Origin of the sequence: Alkalicoccobacillus gibsonii (assembly GCF_016798245.1) — a bacterium.
GTDB lineage: Bacteria > Bacillota > Bacilli > Bacillales > Bacillaceae_D > Alkalicoccobacillus > Alkalicoccobacillus gibsonii.
In genome coordinates this window covers 910681-927821 of record NZ_JAEUZA010000002.1, presented here as the reverse complement: position 1 = coordinate 927821, position 17141 = coordinate 910681, and the positions used below count along the sequence as shown (strand labels likewise).

The 17141-nt window shown below is 41.3% G+C and carries 20 protein-coding genes and 1 riboswitch; of the genes, 6 read left to right on the top strand and 14 right to left on the bottom strand.

Annotation, left to right across the window (positions count from 1 at the left end):
• Positions 1-382 precede the first annotated feature (382 nt).
• Positions 383-1450: an NAD(P)/FAD-dependent oxidoreductase gene (locus tag JNO66_RS20595; protein WP_276511913.1), complete on the top strand. Its 1068-nt coding sequence runs from the start codon at positions 383-385 to the stop codon at positions 1448-1450.
• 468 nt (positions 1451-1918) lie between these two features.
• Here JNO66_RS20595 and JNO66_RS11275 read toward each other — a convergent pair whose 3' ends face one another.
• Positions 1919-2233: a YuzD family protein gene (locus tag JNO66_RS11275; protein ID WP_273753247.1), complete on the bottom strand. Its 315-nt coding sequence runs from the start codon at positions 2231-2233 to the stop codon at positions 1919-1921.
• Between the two features lie 155 nt (positions 2234-2388).
• Between JNO66_RS11275 and JNO66_RS11270 the strand changes: the two genes are divergently transcribed.
• Positions 2389-2628, top strand: coding sequence for a NifU family protein (locus tag JNO66_RS11270; RefSeq protein WP_203088335.1), 240 nt, complete (start codon positions 2389-2391; stop codon positions 2626-2628).
• A 38-nt stretch (positions 2629-2666) separates the two neighbouring features.
• Here JNO66_RS11270 and JNO66_RS11265 read toward each other — a convergent pair whose 3' ends face one another.
• From JNO66_RS11265 to yutH, 5 genes are all read right to left on the bottom strand, one after another.
• Positions 2667-2897, bottom strand: a complete 231-nt coding sequence (locus JNO66_RS11265; RefSeq protein ID WP_203088334.1) for a transcriptional regulator SplA domain-containing protein — start codon at positions 2895-2897, stop codon at positions 2667-2669.
• Positions 2898-2969: 72 nt separating this feature from the next.
• Positions 2970-3875, bottom strand: coding sequence for a homoserine kinase (gene thrB, locus JNO66_RS11260; RefSeq protein ID WP_203088333.1), 906 nt, complete (start codon positions 3873-3875; stop codon positions 2970-2972).
• Positions 3875-4939 (bottom strand): threonine synthase, encoded by a 1065-nt coding sequence (gene thrC / locus JNO66_RS11255; protein WP_203088332.1) that lies wholly within the window; start codon positions 4937-4939, stop codon positions 3875-3877. The genes thrB and thrC overlap by 1 nt, the downstream gene beginning before the upstream one ends.
• Before the next feature lie 3 nt (positions 4940-4942).
• Positions 4943-6238, bottom strand: coding sequence for a homoserine dehydrogenase (locus JNO66_RS11250; RefSeq protein WP_203088331.1), 1296 nt, complete (start codon positions 6236-6238; stop codon positions 4943-4945).
• Positions 6239-6407: 169 nt separating this feature from the next.
• A complete protein-coding gene (yutH, locus tag JNO66_RS11245) occupies positions 6408-7442 on the bottom strand; it encodes a spore coat putative kinase YutH (protein WP_203088330.1) in 1035 nt (344 codons plus the stop codon).
• Positions 7443-7558: 116 nt separating this feature from the next.
• On the opposite strand from yutH, the gene JNO66_RS11240 reads away from it, so the two are divergent.
• Positions 7559-8095, top strand: a complete 537-nt coding sequence (locus tag JNO66_RS11240) for a phosphatidylglycerophosphatase A family protein (protein ID WP_203088329.1) — start codon at positions 7559-7561, stop codon at positions 8093-8095.
• Here JNO66_RS11240 and JNO66_RS11235 read toward each other — a convergent pair.
• The 3 genes from JNO66_RS11235 to JNO66_RS11225 all read right to left on the bottom strand — a co-directional run bounded on the left by JNO66_RS11235 (position 8055) and on the right by JNO66_RS11225 (position 10014).
• The gene (locus JNO66_RS11235) at positions 8055-8822 is read right to left on the bottom strand and encodes a TIGR01457 family HAD-type hydrolase (protein ID WP_203088328.1); all 768 of its coding nucleotides are present in this window, start codon (positions 8820-8822) and stop codon (positions 8055-8057) included. The genes JNO66_RS11240 and JNO66_RS11235 overlap by 41 nt on opposite strands.
• 41 nt (positions 8823-8863) lie before the next feature.
• Positions 8864-9505 carry a helix-turn-helix transcriptional regulator gene (locus JNO66_RS11230; RefSeq protein WP_203088327.1) on the bottom strand — a complete coding sequence of 214 codons (642 nt, stop codon included), beginning with the start codon at positions 9503-9505 and terminating at the stop codon, positions 8864-8866.
• 65 nt (positions 9506-9570) lie between these two features.
• On the bottom strand, positions 9571-10014 hold the full coding sequence (locus JNO66_RS11225; RefSeq protein ID WP_203088326.1) for a DUF86 domain-containing protein: 444 nt from the start codon (positions 10012-10014) through the stop codon (positions 9571-9573).
• Between the two features lie 89 nt (positions 10015-10103).
• Between JNO66_RS11225 and JNO66_RS11220 the strand changes: the two genes are divergently transcribed.
• Positions 10104-10355: a hypothetical protein gene (locus JNO66_RS11220; protein WP_373367169.1), complete on the top strand. Its 252-nt coding sequence runs from the start codon at positions 10104-10106 to the stop codon at positions 10353-10355.
• A gap of 6 nt (positions 10356-10361) precedes the next feature.
• Here the strand turns inward: JNO66_RS11220 and JNO66_RS11215 are convergent, their stop codons facing one another.
• On the bottom strand, positions 10362-10679 hold the full coding sequence (locus tag JNO66_RS11215; RefSeq protein ID WP_203088325.1) for a YutD family protein: 318 nt from the start codon (positions 10677-10679) through the stop codon (positions 10362-10364).
• Between the two features lie 144 nt (positions 10680-10823).
• A complete protein-coding gene (lipA, locus tag JNO66_RS11210; protein ID WP_203088324.1) occupies positions 10824-11747 on the bottom strand; it encodes a lipoyl synthase in 924 nt (307 codons plus the stop codon).
• Between the two features lie 178 nt (positions 11748-11925).
• Here lipA and JNO66_RS11205 point away from each other — a divergent pair, with 178 nt between their 5' ends.
• Positions 11926-12930, top strand: a complete 1005-nt coding sequence (locus JNO66_RS11205) for a M23 family metallopeptidase (protein ID WP_373367168.1) — start codon at positions 11926-11928, stop codon at positions 12928-12930.
• Between the two features lie 39 nt (positions 12931-12969).
• On the opposite strand, the gene JNO66_RS11200 is transcribed toward JNO66_RS11205, so the two are convergent.
• Both JNO66_RS11200 and JNO66_RS11195 read right to left on the bottom strand, forming a co-directional pair.
• Complete coding sequence (locus JNO66_RS11200; protein ID WP_203088323.1) at positions 12970-13089, bottom strand: methionine/alanine import family NSS transporter small subunit; 120 nt, start codon at positions 13087-13089, stop codon at positions 12970-12972.
• Positions 13086-14609: a sodium-dependent transporter gene (locus JNO66_RS11195; protein WP_203088322.1), complete on the bottom strand. Its 1524-nt coding sequence runs from the start codon at positions 14607-14609 to the stop codon at positions 13086-13088. The genes JNO66_RS11200 and JNO66_RS11195 overlap by 4 nt, the downstream gene beginning before the upstream one ends.
• A 317-nt stretch (positions 14610-14926) precedes the next feature.
• Between JNO66_RS11195 and JNO66_RS11190 the strand changes: the two genes are divergently transcribed.
• On the top strand, positions 14927-15097 hold the full coding sequence (locus JNO66_RS11190; protein WP_203088321.1) for a hypothetical protein: 171 nt from the start codon (positions 14927-14929) through the stop codon (positions 15095-15097).
• 98 nt (positions 15098-15195) lie between these two features.
• Here the strand turns inward: JNO66_RS11190 and JNO66_RS11185 are convergent, their stop codons facing one another.
• Positions 15196-16797: a Na+/H+ antiporter NhaC family protein gene (locus JNO66_RS11185; RefSeq protein ID WP_203088320.1), complete on the bottom strand. Its 1602-nt coding sequence runs from the start codon at positions 16795-16797 to the stop codon at positions 15196-15198.
• A 90-nt stretch (positions 16798-16887) separates the two neighbouring features.
• A riboswitch (Lysine riboswitch) is annotated at positions 16888-17059 on the bottom strand.
• Between the last annotated feature and the right edge of the window lie 82 nt (positions 17060-17141).

Genomic DNA, 17141 nt, shown 5'->3' with positions numbered 1-17141 from the left:
ATTAACAAGTGTAATGAAGCATATCCAACAATACCCTAGAAATCAGTTACAGTTGTCTAACCGCATTCATTCGTATTTATATTTTATTCTTGATGAATATGATCAACATCCTACACTAACGATTCAAATGTGGAAGTTCGTCGTTGATAGTGAGCATTTGCTCTTATCTCACTGGCGAGAATTACTACAAGAAGCACTAAACAAACAAGAGCTGACGCCTGGAACGGACATTGATCTTTGGGCACATATCATCCATTCTCATGTATCCTATGGAATTCAATTGTACGCGAAAGAACCCACACGGATCCGATTATTAACTCGCGTAATGGCATTGGTCGAAGCAAGCTTGTCTGCCGTTATGGTGAAAAGGAGTAAACCTCATATGGAAAAACTAGTGATTCTTGGAGCTGGGTACGGTGGCATGCGTGTAATGCAACGTCTCCTACCCAATGACTTGCCTGACAAAGTGGAAATTACATTGATTGACCGCTTGCCATACCACTGCTTAAAAACAGAATATTATGCTCTTGCAGCAGGAACGGCTGCGGACCATCACCTGCGTGTAGCCTTTCCAGAAGACTCTCGCTTAAAAGTAAAATATGCTAACATCGAATCCATCGAACTTGAGGATAAAGCCATTGTTCTCGACAGCGGCGAATCTGTCCCATTTGATAAGTTGATTATTGGTCTTGGCTGCGAGGACAAGTACCATGGTGTCCCTGGTGCTAAAGAGAACGCCTATAGCATTCAAACGATGGAAGCCACTCGCAAAACATACGAAGCCTTAAACAACGTCCGCCCTGAAGGAGTTGTATCCATTGTCGGAGGTGGATTGAGTGGCGTCGAGCTAGCAAGTGAGCTTCGCGAAAGTCGTCCAGACCTTACGATTAAACTCTTTGACCGAGGCGAAATGATCTTATCCTCCTTCCCTAAAAAGCTAAGTACTTACGTACAAGGCTGGTTCGAGGATCATGGTGTAGAAATCGTAAACAAATCGAATATTACAAAAGTAGAACCAAACGCCATCTATAATCATGATGAAAGAGTCGATGTAGACGCCGTTATCTGGACAGCTGGGATTCAGCCTGTTAAAGTCGTACGCGATTTAGACATCGCTAAAGACTCTTCTGGACGCGTTGAATTAACACCACAGCACTTTCTCCCTGGAAACGAAGACGTTTTTGTAGTAGGTGACTGTGCGAGCCTGCCTCATGCTCCAAGTGCTCAACTCGCAGAGGGGCAGGCCGAACAAATTGTACAAATCCTAAAAGCTCAATGGAACAACGAAGCACTTCCAGCAGAGCTACCTAAAATAAAGTTAAAAGGAGTACTTGGCTCCCTTGGCAAAAAGCACGGATTTGGGTTAATGGGCGAACGCACATTGCTCGGACGAGTGCCGCGCGTACTCAAAAGTGGCGTGCTTTGGATGTACAAGTATCACTCCGGTTGATCGTTGAGATGAGTAGTAGACACTGTCTGCTGCTCTTTTTTTGTGTGGTGAGGAGGGGGGCTTTGTGATTGCGGCGGAATCCTTGCTAATGATTAAAAGTTCCTTGGTAACATTCGCATACTTCTTGGTAACTTCGTACTTCTTGCTTAGGTGTTGGATCTTCTTGCTATGCTCCAGAAAGGTCTTGGTATTCTCCTCAGGCTTCTTGCTATTGGAGCTCGCTTCTTGGTGAGGAGCAGCGTTTTCTTGCTATCAGGGGGTGATTCTTGGTAGCACTCCCTCTGCTCTTACTACTTTTTGCATTTCGCTTGGTAACGTCCTTACCTTCTTAATAAATCTTTAAGAGGTCTTGCTCCTCTCCGCATAGTTCTTGCTAACGCCATGTTTCTTGCTTAGGTGGTGTTAAATCTCCCTGCCATGCTCCAAAAAAGTCTTGATCTTCCCTTCTCCCCATAAAAAAACCACGATTTACATCGCGGCTTCAACTTTGGCTGAGACGGTTTTTAAGTTGGGGTTTCCTTCTGCGATCACTTCACCGTTTAACACAACGAGTGGGTAAAAGTACTCGTCGTTTAAGATCGCTTCTGAAAAGGATTTGTGTTCTTCGTTATCAGTAGTTTGTTCGATATCTACATAGAGAACGGCTAGGTCTGCGTTCGGAAATTTGCGGTTGAGTGCGGCTTCTAGCCATTCTTTTGTTTCAATTGCGCTTGGCAGGTGTACGCAGCTTGCGCACTTTTGTTCTGCTCCATATATAGTCAGTTGTAATCCGATCGTTCTCACTTCCTCTCCTATGAAGCGTACCGAATAATGTGAAAAGATTCAATAAAAGAATCTCGCTCTCGTGGAGATTGAGAACTTTTCTCGAAAAAAACGTCAAGATCATGGATTTTTTCTGCTATGACGATTATAATAGGGTCAGAAAGGAGTGTTGACCCATGGAAACAAGTACTGATATGTTAGAAGAAGTACAAGAAGTATTGGAGAAGCTTCGTCCTTTTTTACTTCGTGACGGTGGAGATGTTGAGTTAGTAGGTATTGAAGACGGGATTGTTCGTGTTCGTCTACTAGGCGCTTGCGGTTCTTGCCCAAGTTCAACGATTACACTTAAGGCGGGTATTGAACGCGCGCTTCTTGAGGAAGTACCTGGAGTAAAAGAGCTAGAGCAAGTATTTTAATAAAGATGAAACGCCTGGTCCTCGGACCAGGCGTTTTTTTACATCATAAATTGATCAAACATTTGCTCAGCTGCTTCGTAACTTTCAAAGATGGCATCATCTTCTTCAATGGAGTGATAATAATCATACAGAAGCAATGATAAGATAGATGGATCCATTGGATCTCTTGCAATCGTTGCCTCCTGAATGGTTGCAACGGTTGGTGTGTGAGGGTTTCTATAAATAATATAGACAGATTGACCTTCATAAAGGTTATTAATGTTTAACATCTCATCCACCTCCAGCCTATTTTCGTTCAGCCGTAGTTTATGTGATGTTTCTGTCATTTATGCCTTTTATGTCTAGTTTTTTGTAATTAGTTTAACTCCATGTTCAGCTGGCTTTAATACATCCACTTCAATGCCTTTAAATGCTTGTGTTAATGTGTGAGCTACCTGAGCACCCATACCTTCTTTTGTGATACAGAGAATGGTTGGTCCTGCTCCACTTAATGCAGCTCCGTAGATATCCTCTTCTGCTTCGGCAAACGAAATCACCTTTTCCATAAGCGGAATGAGTTGTTTACGATAGGGTTGATGGTACAGATCTTGAGCCATCATCTCTCCAACGAGCTCCCAGTCCCGTGTTAATGCTGCGGCTGTGAGTACATTTCCTACGCTACCCGCTTGAACTGCTTCTGAAAAGTTGAGTTTCTCTGGAAGTACGCCGCGTGCCGTTTTTGTCAGTACTTCTTCGGTTGGGATGAGAAAAACCAAGTCAATCTTTGGTATTCCAGCTTGAACCACTCGAGTCCAATCCTGATGATGGGTTCCAATCACCAATCCCCCATACACTGAGGCTGCTACGTTATCTGGATGACCCTCCCAAACACTAGCGATACGAGTTTTTTGCTCTGCTGTAACCTCTTCGTTTGAGAAATAACAAGCGAGCTCAATTCCTGCTACAATTGCCGCAGCACTACTACCTAGTCCTCGTGCAAGCGGGATGTTACTAGTCATTTTCACATGGCAAGGCGGAAGATTAACGTTTAGTTGTTCAGCTGTCTGTTTTGCTACTTTACACACTAAATTATCAACACCAGCTGGAATTCCCTTTAAATCCTTTGATTCTGAAGAAAAAAACCAATCGGCGGCACGTGTGACCTCAAGTTCAAGGTAACGACTAACAGCAAGCCCAATGGAATCAAAGCCCGGTCCCAGGTTCGCTGTACTGCCTGGGACCTTAATTTGAAACGATTGTGTTTTCATTATTGAGTCACACCTTGTTTTAAATGAGCAAGGAATGCATCCTTTTCATTTGGAAGAAGGGTTGGCTTCACTTTCACACTGTCGATTGCAGTTGCAGGGTCTTTTAGACCGTTTCCTGTTAATACGCAAACAACTTTAGATCCTTGCTTAATTTCGCCGGAATCGATTTGTTTTTTCAGACCTGCTAGTGAAGCGGCTGAGGCTGGTTCACAAAAAACGCCTTCTTTCGTTGCAAGCGTTTGGTAGGCTTCAATGATTTCTTCGTCTGTCACGAAATCAATTTTCCCATTCGATTCCTCTACTGCATTTACGGCTTTATCCCAGCTTGCTGGGTTTCCAATTCGAATAGCTGTAGCAATGGTTTCAGGGTCTTCGATCACTTCATTACGGACAATGGCTGCTGCTCCTTCTGCTTCAAAGCCTCTCATCTCTGGAAGTCCTGTGCCTTTTGCTTCGTGGTATTCTTTAAAGCCTTTCCAGTATGCTGTGATATTCCCCGCATTCCCAACTGGAATACATAACACATCCGGCGCTTGTCCGAGTGCATCACATACTTCAAAGGCTGCTGTTTTTTGACCTTCAATTCGATAAGGGTTCACTGAGTTAACAAGCGTGATTGGCTCAACCTCACTGATTGAACGAACGATATCAAGTGCGTGGTCAAAGTTCCCTTGAATTTCAAGAACTTCAGCACCATACATTACAGCTTGAGCAAGCTTGCCCAGTGCAATTTTGCCCTCGGGGATAACAACGATGCAACGAAGTCCCGCGCGCGCGCCATATGCTGCAGCAGCTGCTGATGTATTACCGGTAGACGCACAAATAATGGCTTTACTACCCTCTTCCTTAGCTTTAGCTACGGCCATAACCATTCCTCTGTCCTTAAACGACCCAGTTGGATTGGCACCCTCGTATTTTACGTGAATGTCGACTCCCCACTCTTTGGACAATCGTTCTAATGGGACAAGCGGTGTATTCCCCTCTGACAAAGAAAGGGCAGGCGTTTCCTCCGATACCGGTAAAAATTCTGCGTATTCTTTAATAAGACCATTCCATTTACTCATCTTTTAATTTCCCCCTTCAACGCAATAGCTGCTTTCAACTGATTCAACAACTTCTACGTTTTTCAGCCGTTCAATTAACCCATCAAATGTCTGTTTACTCGTTTTATGTGTAACGACAATAATTTCAGCAAGTTCTTCGCCTTCAACTGGTAGCTGTAAAAGCTTTTCAAAGCTGACGTCAAATTCAGCAAATAATGCAGTAATCGCTGAAAATGTCCCCGTCTGATCCAATACCCTTAATCGGATAAAGTACTGGGAAGAGATCTCCTGCGCTTCTTTTAATGTCTTTTCATTCATTGGAGCGAGAACACTCTTTCCGTTCACGCCAAGTCTCATGTTTTTCATTACGGTCACAAGATCGGAGACAACGGCTGTTGCAGTTGGCAAGGAGCCGGCACCTGGTCCATAAAACATCGTTTCTCCTACCGCTTCACCATGAATATAAACGGCGTTGTACTCATTGTGTACAGATGAAAGCGGATGTTCATTTGGTAAAAGCGTTGGACGGACGCTGACATCAATTTTCCCGTCCGTGCGGTCAGCAATCCCAATCAATTTCATTGTATAGCCAAGGCGTTCTGCATAGTGAAGGTCAGCATCAGAGATACTGCTAATTCCCTCAACGGACACATCCGTTAAACTGATTGGGGCAGAAAAACCAAGCGTAGCGAGGATGGCCATTTTACGAGCTGCATCTAGACCTTCAACATCTGATGTTGGATCACTCTCTGCAAATCCTAGATCCTGCGCTTGTTTTAGAACTTCTTCATAAGAACTACCTTCTGTACTCATTTTCGTTAATATATAGTTTGTTGTTCCATTTACGATTCCCATTATTTTTTTAATTCGGTCAGCAGACAATCCATCTGATAAACTACGTAAAATTGGAATTCCACCAGCTACACTGGCTTCATAATATAAGTCACACTGATTTTCAACCGCTGACTTTAGTAGCTGCGCACCATGAATAGCCATTAAATCCTTATTAGCAGTGACTACATGTTTTTTTTGATTAAGAGCAGCCAATAACCAATCCTTTGTTTGCTCGACTCCTCCAATCACTTCAACGATAATATCAATCTCTTGATCTTGGATCACTTCGTAAGGATCTTCTGTTAACAGCGCGTCTTGAATTAAACTCTCACGTAATTTTTGTTTGTCTCGTACTAGAACCTTTTTTATCTCTACAGGACAGCCTACTTGATGCTGTAATTCCTTTTGGTGGCGAGTAATAATGGACGCCACCCCTGTTCCTACTGTTCCTAGACCAAGAAGTCCTACTTTTACTGACTCTGCCACATCTCCCACTCCCAACTGTCTCCTTAAAAATACAAATGTTTATCTATAAAGGACATTATAGACCTGATTGTCGCTTAAAACAAGAACCTTCTGAAAGTTTACAAGAGATTAAAATCCTTCAAAAAAAAATAAAAACCGTTCCTAACGTAATGGAAGCGGTTTTGAATCTTTACAACCAGTCAACTCTCGGAAAACCAGTTGGCGTATTGGGCATCGGACGTACATCTGCAAATCGATGCAGAAAAATCTCATTCTCTTTTTCCTGTTCAACTAGCTGTAAAAAGGTTTGACCAAGCTTTTGTTGATCGATTGGTATTTGACAACGGTAATAGTCCTCTACAAGTTCAAAATAATGAACAGGATATAACAACCGGGCAAACATAAGTCGCCAGCTTGTAGAAGAAAGTGGCTGGTACCTTTGATATCCCTCTAAAAAGTCTGTTGCTTGTGACCACTGAGTCGAGCGCGACAGCTGACTTCGTCGGCCCCTTAGCCATTCAGCTAGATCTCTTGCAGGATGATCAAATACAAACGCTGTTGGAGGTTTAATCATGGATCCGTTTCCTGATAGTTGAATCCACGCACGCTCAGAAAATCTCCGGTGGCAAAGGGTTCCTTCTATCGATTCACTTCCAGCACCGTCCAATGTGGTATCCGTCACGTATTGAATAGCATTTTCTGATAGACCCATGAAGTATGGATAGGTTGTTAAAAATGTTTCATCTACAGCGGTTCTTGGTCCTTGCATGTACAGTTCTTCATACCAGTTCTCAAGTTGTTCAAGTCTTGTTGTCCATATTGGCCCCCACTGTCCAAACAATTCCTGCTGTCTCACTCTGGGCTGAATCTGTCTTCCAAAATGGTGCCATGATGCCAAGAGTTCCCCTATACCTCTTTCGTCAATTGGCATAGGTTGGGCACGTGTTTGATTTGGCAATGGTAATTGACAAAGATACATTTCTGACCCTTCAATCAAGCTCGTATTTGTTCCTTGAGCAGTTTGAATCAATTCCGGTACGGAAACATCTCCTGCCTCTCTAAGAAAAGAGATAAATGTAAGCATATCTGCTTCATTTGAAGCACTCTCATCCTTTGGGAACAATATATATGGAACGCCTCCAGCTTCAAAACATTCATACCCGTCTAGCTTAAACCGCTTTTCACTATATAACCGATAACTATCATAAATGTTCCGTTCAAACATTGTTTCCCTCCTCCTGAGATTTTTCATTATAGATAGTCTATGACCCAGTTGTATAAAATGTGTGCAGGAATCAAACACTATGGCATCCAATGATCCATTCATAAGGAGAGGCATTTATGAGAAACGTTTGCTCACAAAAAGAGCTATCAGATAAAGCAAGAGAATGGCTTATATTTAGAGGCGTTACTATTGATGATATGGCTGAGCTAGTTCACTTTTTACAAAAAGCATATCATCCGAACCTCTCAATGGAGTTGTGCAAGGAAAATGTGGAACGAGTCCTCTCTAAGCGAGAGGTACAAAATGCAATCATTACAGGCATTCAGTTGGACATTTTAACAGAGAAAAACATGCTCGAGGCTCCTTTGCAAGGCATTCTAGAGCGTGATGAAGGTCTATACGGAATTGATGAAGTCATCGCACTTTCCATTGTTAATGTGTACGGCTCCATTGGCTTTACAAACTACGGATATGTTGACAAACTAAAGCCCGGCATTTTAAAGAAGTTAAACGAGAAAAAAGAAGGTGTTTGTCACACCTTCCTGGATGATATTGTAGGAGCCATTGCAGCAGCTGCATCCAGCCGTTTGGCACATCGAATGGAAGCCGATCTTACTGATCAAACGTCCACTGTGAAAGAGCTTGAAGTGTAACTGTTGGTTTTACTGGCAATTGAGGCAAATCAGCTTCTGTTGTGACACCTGAGAGTACAAGCATTGTATCTATTCCAGCGTTTAGTCCGGCCATTATGTCTGTTCGATAGTTATCGCCAACCATAATCGTTTCACTCGCGCCTAACCCTAATTTGCGAAGAGCCTGGGTCATGATCAGTGCTTCTGGCTTTCCAACAAACATGGGCTTTATCCCTGAAGCTGATGCAATGGCAGCAACGATTGATCCGTTTCCGGGGACAAGCCCTTCTTCGGTGGGCAACGCATGATCTTGATTTGTTGCAATAAATGTAGCACCTTGCTGGATAAGAAGAGAAGCTTGTTTGATTTTCTGATAGGTTAATTTTCTGTCTAACCCAACGACCACAAAATCAACATTCTCTGTTGCTTCAACAAGCCCGGCATGACGGCATGCTTCTCTTATCCCCGCTTCCCCAATTACATAAATACGAGCCTCTGATTTTTGGTTTCGGATGTACGAAGCCGTTGCCATAGCAGAGGTATAAACATGTTCCGGTGTAGCGGGAATAGATAATTTACGCAAGTGAGCAGCTGCTATTTCCGGGGTCTTTGTTGAATTATTTGTAACAAATAAGTAAGGAAGCTCTCTGCGTTTCAGTTCGTTCACAAACTCTATCGCTTCAGGTATTACCTCTCCGCCTCGATACATCGTCCCATCTAAATCAATCAAGTATCCTTTGTATGTCATGGTTACATTCCTTTCATGAGAAAAACCGTCCAGTGGACGGCTTACTTTAGTGTTGATTGCTTATTAATTTTATAAACACAGTGTGCATCTCCGTTTTCAGCCATACACGCTGTACGTTCTACATTTTCAGTGTAGAGTAATTCCTTGAACAACTTCTTTTCACATGTACAGGCAATAGGATACGCTTTAGCCACATGTGCAATCGGACAATTATATTCAATAAATTCGTAAGAACCATCCTCGTTCTCCGTCCACTGAACCATATATCCCTGTTCATTTTGAATATCAGCTAATGCTCGAATTCGTTCTTTTAACGTCCCTGTTACACTTGGTTCATATGATTCATGTAAACGATTGTGTCGCTTCTCAAATAACTGATTCACAGCATTTGCACCATATAAATCCCGCAGATCATCTAAGAAACCGAGTGACAGCTGGCTATAATTTCGTGGGAAATTCTCGTTTCCTTTTTCAGTTAAATAGTATTTATGAACGGGCCGTCCCATGGTTTGACGAACCAATCGGGAGGTAATTAATTGCTCAACTTCTAACCCTCGCAAATGACGTCTTACGGCCATCTCCGTTATTTTAAGCATTTCAGAGAGCTCAGCTGTTGTCAGCTCATGCTTTCGTTTTAATAGGGTTAACACAACTGAACGAGTTGACATTGATTGGTCTCTCATTCTGTCCACCACCTTACGTTTATTGTAAGCGATGGGCATTCTTTTTGTAAACGAACAGGACTTGCCTACTCTTTAGGTAAAAAAGCAGACACTGGTCCTAACTCATTTTCCAAATAGCTGCGAACATTCTCCGGAAATGCTTTTAGCGAACCACTTTGCGCATGGAGAAGTTGATAAAGACCGTTATGATTAATCGTTCCCGAAGTTTGAATGATCTCTTTTCTGACTTGAAGGATCTCCTTTAAGGATTCTCCTTGCGTATGCTCAATGACTCGTTCATCGACTAAGATATCTACAATATCTGCATAGCTTCCTGGGTCGCGCATAATAAACCCATCAATCATACTATTTCCTACGTCAATAATTGCTTCAATCATGAGGTAGCAAACACGCTCTAAAGCTAAATCCTCTATAATTGAATCACGTTCCTTTAGCGAATCGAATGTTGGAAAAAGTGACTCCATATAGGTTAAAGTCGTTTCAATCTTTGTACGGTCTACAAAATACATCCTATATCCCAATCCTTTCTTGTAAGCGCAGTCAACCAATCATAAAATAAAGCATTTTGGATACCCTATGGCTTAAGGGAGGGCTTCCATTGAAAAAGCAAACAGATACAGAATATCATGACTTTAAAAACGTTGAAGCCATGCATAATTACGTGACTGCCGAGGCCACTCCTGAAGGTCCTTACGGGTCTCCGATAGGAAAAGATACACCTGTGGAAGGTAAAAGTACGCCTTGGAGAGAAGACCAACGTACCTATAGCGCATTTAATTATGTAAATAAAGATGCCCACCAGCATACGCCAAGGAAGTATCCTGGACATCATCCACCACATGATTCATAAAGAGGGTTATTTACCCTCTTTTTGTTTATGTTTATTCCCTTTATCTGAACGTTTTTTAATACGCTTCACAACAAAATACGCGCATCCAAAATTACAATACTCGTAAAGATAATCAGGCAACGTACTGATTTTGGAATCGTACGTTGATTTCTTATGCTTGTCTTCGAAAAACCCTCTCAGGCGTAACTGATTGTAGCCCCAATCTCCTACAATATAGTCGTATTTATTTAATATATCGCTATATCGCGACTTAAAGGCTTCTTCATCCCAGCCATCTTTAATATCTTCAACGACTTCAAATTGAAGTTCCTGAATCGTAACCAACGCGTATACACCTCACGTTTCATTTTTTCCATTGTATCATAAGCATTAGGAAGCAGGAAATGTCGGGTTTTGTAAAAGTAGAACAACGTTTTAACCATTAAAAAGACGGACACATTGTATAAATGAATGTCCGCCTTCTATTAATTATGAATTCACGGTTGTTCCATCTTGAACTTTTCTAGCTTCTTCGTTTACTTGTGCCTGATTCACTTGTTCGTCAGCGTGATAAGATGAACGAACGAGTGGTCCTGCTTCACAATGACTAAATCCTTTACTCATTGCGATCTCACGAAGCTCTGCAAATTCATCTGGGTGATAATATTTTTGTACTTTAAGATGCTTTTTAGTCGGTTGTAAGTATTGGCCAATGGTCATAATATTTACATTGTTTGCTCTAAGATCATCCATTGTCTCAATAATTTCTTCTTTCGTTTCCCCCAGCCCAATCATTAAACTCGATTTTGTTGGAATATCATCATGCATTTCTTTTGCACGACGCAGGAATTCCAATGTACGATCATATGTCGCACGAGCTCGAACTCTTGGAGATAATCGGCGAACCGTTTCAATGTTGTGGTTCATAATATTTGGTCTGGCATCCATCAGCGTCTTCAGACTGTTTTCATTTCCAAGCATGTCTGAAGGAAGCACTTCTATGGTACAGAACGGATTTTTGCGACGAATAGCTCGTACCGTTTCTGCAAAAACCTCGGCTCCCCCGTCTTTCAAGTCATCTCTAGCTACTGCGGTGATTACGACATGCTTAAGACCCATATCACTAACCGAGTCTGCCACACGTTCTGGCTCTTGTAGATCTAATTCTGTAGGGAGGCCTGTCTTCACGGCACAAAATCGACAGGCACGCGTACAGATGTCACCTAAAATCATAAATGTAGCTGTTTTTCGAACTGCCCAACATTCATGAATATTAGGACATCTTGCTTCCTCACATACCGTATGTAATTTTTTCTCTCTCATCATTTTCTTTAAGTTTGTATAAGATTCATTGGTATTAAGCTTAATTTTAAGCCATTCTGGTTTTCGGACATGCTCTTCTTTCTTTGCCACTCTATCCACCATCCTTACTAATCATATCAACTTTAAGTCTATTCCCTTCTTACTTTATCATGAGTAAACCATTTAGCCAAACCCCTCTTATTAAAAATTCCCAATCATTCACTAATATATTTTTTACGTTGAAGCTTACACTACCCGTATAACGCTTGATTGAAAGGAGCAGCCAAACGTGTCTCCAAAACGATTTTTTTTATTATGTCTTCTTCTTTTTATATGTGTACAAGCGCTGCTTCCTCACTCAGGACTTGCAGCAGAACAATCCGATACTACGTATGAAGATCGGATGAATTTGTACAAAAAAACAGAAACGTTAACAAACGTCCCTTGGTACTATCTTGCAGCTGTAGATACGTATGAAAGAGGATTACGTAAAGCCTTGAGAGATCGGGATGAGGAAAAGGGATTAATCTCTATTTTTTATTCGCCCTCACAGTGGGCTGGTGCAACAAACCCTGACTTGGATGATTCAAACCCACTTTCCATTAGTATATTTGGTGGAGTGGGAATGGATGGGGATGGAGACGGGATTGCAGATCGTTTTAACGATGCAGACCTCCTCTTTACCTTCGCTCATTTCTTAGAGAAGTACGGCTTTAAGGAAGAAGATATGCGTATTGCATTATGGGAATATTACAAACGTGAACAATCTGTTAATATAGTCCAATCTCATGCAAAAACGTATAAAGCGTTTGGTACACTTGATCTTCATGAACACAGCTTTGTAATGCCACTCCACGCCAATTATAGCTACCGCAGTACATGGGGGGCGAAGCGAGGCTGGGGCGGGCGAAGAATTCATGAGGGAACCGATTTGTTTGCCGGATACGGAGTACCTATCCAGTCTACCTCTTATGGTACAGTTGAATTAATTGGCTGGAATAATTACGGTGGCTGGCGTGTAGGTATACGTGATTTAGATAACATCTATCATTATTACGCTCATCTCAGTGGGTTTGAAAAAGGAATTAAAAAAGGAGATGTAGTGAAGCCTGGTCAAGTTGTAGGCTATTGTGGTAGCTCCGGCTATGGAAAACCAGGAACTCAAGGAAAGTTCCCTCCTCACCTCCATTATGGAATGTATCGGGACAATGGGGTTACAGAGTGGTCATTTGACCCTTATCCATTACTTAAAAGCTGGGAAAGACAGGCTTATAAGAACAAAAAGAAATCTTGAAAAAAGCCTCTAGGAATCGCTTTTCCTAGAGGCTTTTTGTTATTTATTTTGAGCTTCTTTCCGTTTGGTTGCTTTTTTAGCATTCACAATACTGAATACTAAACCGCCCCAAATAATGGTTGTACTTAGTATAAGCATGACAATTGCACTGGTACTCATTCGTCATCCTTCCCTTCTTGAATCTCTTTTACAGTTAGTTGGTTCTTTCCTGTTTGCCATTTTAATGCTGAGATGACAAATCCAAAGACGATCGCAAGTACCGCAACACTCCAGCCAAATGTAAGTAAGAAGCTTGTTTCAAGTTCACCATAATTACTTGTAAGGTTTGTATATAGGTTCTGAACAAACATAATTCCCAAGATAATTGGTGTAACAACCATTAAGCAGAATGTCCACCAGCTACCGATTTTAAAGTCTGATACACGGTTTGTATGATCTTTAATTTCAGGAAGCTTGCGGAATACCCAACCCATAGCAACAACAGTAACTAAACCTGATACCGCAATACCAAAGTTATTAATAAAGTAATCAACCGCATCAAGAATATTCACACCATTTTGAGTAGCAAATACTAGTGAAATTAATGCAGATAATCCACCACCAACGATAACCGCTTTTGTACGAGTCACGTTGAATTTATCTTGAATCCCTGCTACATAGGTTTCTACGATCGAGATAAGTGATGTAATCCCAGCCAGTACTAAACATCCAAAAAATAAGAAACCAAAGAATTCATTAAATCCTGGGAATGTATTAATAATCTGTGGAAATACAACAAAGGCAAGTCCAACTCCGCCTGCTGCCACTTCATCAATTCCTACCCCACTTGATACCGCCATGAATCCAAGTACCGCAAAAACCCCAATACCCGCGAGAATCTCAAAACCGGAGTTACTAAATGCCGTAATAAATGCATTATTATTAATATCCGCTTTCTTCGGTAAATAACTTGAGTACGTGATCATAATCGCAAAAGCAACAGATAAACTAAAGAAGATGTGTCCGTAAGCCGCTACCCAGACACTCGGGTTTTTTAACCCTTCCCAATCAGGTCTGAAAAATGCATCTAATCCAACACTAGCTCCTTCAAGCGTTAATGCACGAATAACGATACATAAAAACATAAGAATCAAGGTAGGAATTAGAATGCGGTTTGCTAGTTCAATTCCTTTTTTAACACCTTTAAACAAAATGGCTAATGTAGTAGCCCAAACGATAATCAAGGGAATCAATACTCCAGGAACAAGCGAACCGAAATAACCGACTCCTTCTTCAACCTTTAGAAAATCGTTAAATAAAAATCCTTCTGGGTTGTCTCCCCAGCTTAAGCTGAACGAAAAATACGTATAAGAAATGGCCCAGGCAATGATGACGGAATAATAAGTAGATATAACAAATGCGATAGCAATCTGCCACCAGCCCATCCATTCAGCTTTCCTATTAATACGAGCATATGTTAATGGAGATGATCCACGGAACCTTTGACCCATTGTGAATTCCATAATTAAAATTGGAATACCCGCAGTTAATAATGCAAAGAGATACGGAATTAAAAAAGCGCCTCCTCCATTCTCATATGCAACATACGGGAATCTCCAAATATTCCCTAATCCTACTGCAGAACCAATTGCAGCTAATACGAATCCGGCTCTGGACCCCCATTGTTCTCTTTCTGCCATACTGTTTGAACTCCCTTCAACTTGTTCACAGATCAGGTCACTTTAGTCAAAATGATCTGACAATTCAAATTAGACATATTGTAGGAAAAATCGTCATTTTCTTAACACAATGTCAATTATTCATTATAGGCATGCGTCTTACAGTTGTCAAAGTAAGTTATACCCAAATAAAAGATTTGTCGAGTTATGTTTAAAAATAATTAAGTTAGGGAAAAGGGTCTATTTCTCATAATCTTTTGTATACTTCGCTAGATTAGTGTGAGAGAATGAACTAACAGCTTCACGATGGGCTGAATCGGTATCGAGGAGTGTGCCCCATGTACAAAGTTATTCGTACTGTAAAAGGGGTAACAGAGACTCTGAAGGATTCAAACAGCCATTTGGATAAAACCTTTACGGATTCTGTTGCCGCAGAATTGTTGGCAAAGAAACTGAACGCAAATTCGTTGTTGAGGGCTGATCAATGGAGAGTACAACAGGTTAGATAATCTAGTAAATGAGTGGCTGCTTATTTATTCGATCATTTAACTAGACTATCATAAAAAGCGCGCATGCTACTTGCATGCGCGCTTTATTTGTTTGTCAGTCAACTATTTTTTGCTTGTACCTTTTTGATCACAACCGCAACTAGAATTAGAACTACAATTGTTATAACTAAAGTGATAACCGTTCCAAGTAGTGGCAAGAGGAAAAATCCAAACGCTGCAACAACTGCAGCTATAATCGCATATGGAAGCTGAGTCATTACGTGGTCGATGTGATGACTTCCAGAACCCGCAGCAGATAAAATGGTGGTATCTGAGATTGGAGATACATGATCTCCAAAAATGGATCCAGCCATAACAGCAGCTAGCATTGGTAGAAGCAATGAACTGTCCACAGTTGCTCCCATATCTCCAGCGATCGGGAGAAGAATGGCAAAGGTTCCCCATGATGTTCCAGTTGAAACTGCAGAGATACCTGCAATAGCAAATAACATAAGCGGAAGTAAAAATGGTGGAATTCCGTTGCTTACAAGAGATGCAAGATAAGCACCTGTTCCGAGATCACCAATGATTGAACTAATCGTCCATGCTAAAAGCAAGATACAAACAGCAGGGAGCATCGATTTAAATCCAGCTTTTGCCACAACAAATACGTCTTTTGAAGCAGGTTTTGTAAAAATTGTACAAATTAATGTAGTCAAAAATCCAACAATGGCTCCATATAATAAGGAACGGGAGATGTCTGTGAACTCAAAAATACTCATCATGTTCACAGCAACGCCTTCATCTCTGGCTCCTGATATACCAGTCGTAATCATGAACCCTACAGTTACGATGACAAGAGTAACAATCGGGAGAATAAGGTAGCTAATCTTCCCTTGTTGTTCACCAGCTCCTGTCTCTGCAGATCCCTCTGGCTCCCCTTTAGATAAATCATAGAGGACGCCTTCACGAATGGCTAAATCTTCGTGCTTTTTCATAAGACCAATATCAAACTTGTACAAGGCAACGACAAATACCATGGCTAACGCAGTCATTGCATATAGGTTCATAGGAATCATTGAAAGAAAGGCTTGAAATGCACTATAATCGGTTACTTCGTTTTTCTCCAACACTCCAGCGATGATCGTGATAATATATGCACCCCAGCTAGATAATGGTGCAATCACACAAATCGGCGCTGCTGTGGAATCCACATAGTAAGCAAGCTTTGCACGTGAGATACGATGACGGTCCGTAACCGGGCGACTGACATTTCCAACGGTTAAACTATTAAAATAATCATCAATAAAAATGATAAACCCTAACACGATTGGAAGAAGCTGAGCTCCCTTACGTGTCTTAATCCGTTTTACAGCCCACTCTCCAAAAGCAGTACTTCCTCCTGAAAAAGAAATAAAGGAAGCGACCATGCCAAGTAAAATAAGAAAGAGTAATATGAAAAACTCCCAGTCGTTAATCGCAAAACCGCTTTCTACGATTCCATTTGCGATTCCTCCAAAAGTAACGGGTTCTGCGATCTCATAACTAAAAAATAATGAACTAACAATGTGAACAATCTCTGTCGCTGCTTTAGGGATTGAGAAATCATAAAGCATGAGCGCTCCAAGTATAATGCTCACTCCTAGTGATAATAGAACCTTTCTCGTTAGGATAACGAGTATAAGTGCAAGAAGTGGGGGTATAATCGAGTAAACATCCATATAACCAATTTTCCTCTCTATCGTTTAAATAAAAATAAGAGCCATCATGGATATCCCATGATGGCTCTCTATATGCACAAACGCCCATTCCATGTTGATAGTCCTCCACAGTTTATATACTGTGACAGTCCAGTAGTTGTTCACCACTGACCCAACAAAAAGAATTTGCCACCCTTCCTGTTTCGGCGAAGCTTCCTTTCCATTTGCATCATCGTTGCCACTCCACAAATGTACTTTTAAGATTCGCGCCTCTACCTCACTCGACATGAGGTTTATACTATTTAGTTTAGTCAACTTGTATACCTTAACACACACAAATCATTCTATCAACAGGCTTTAGAATT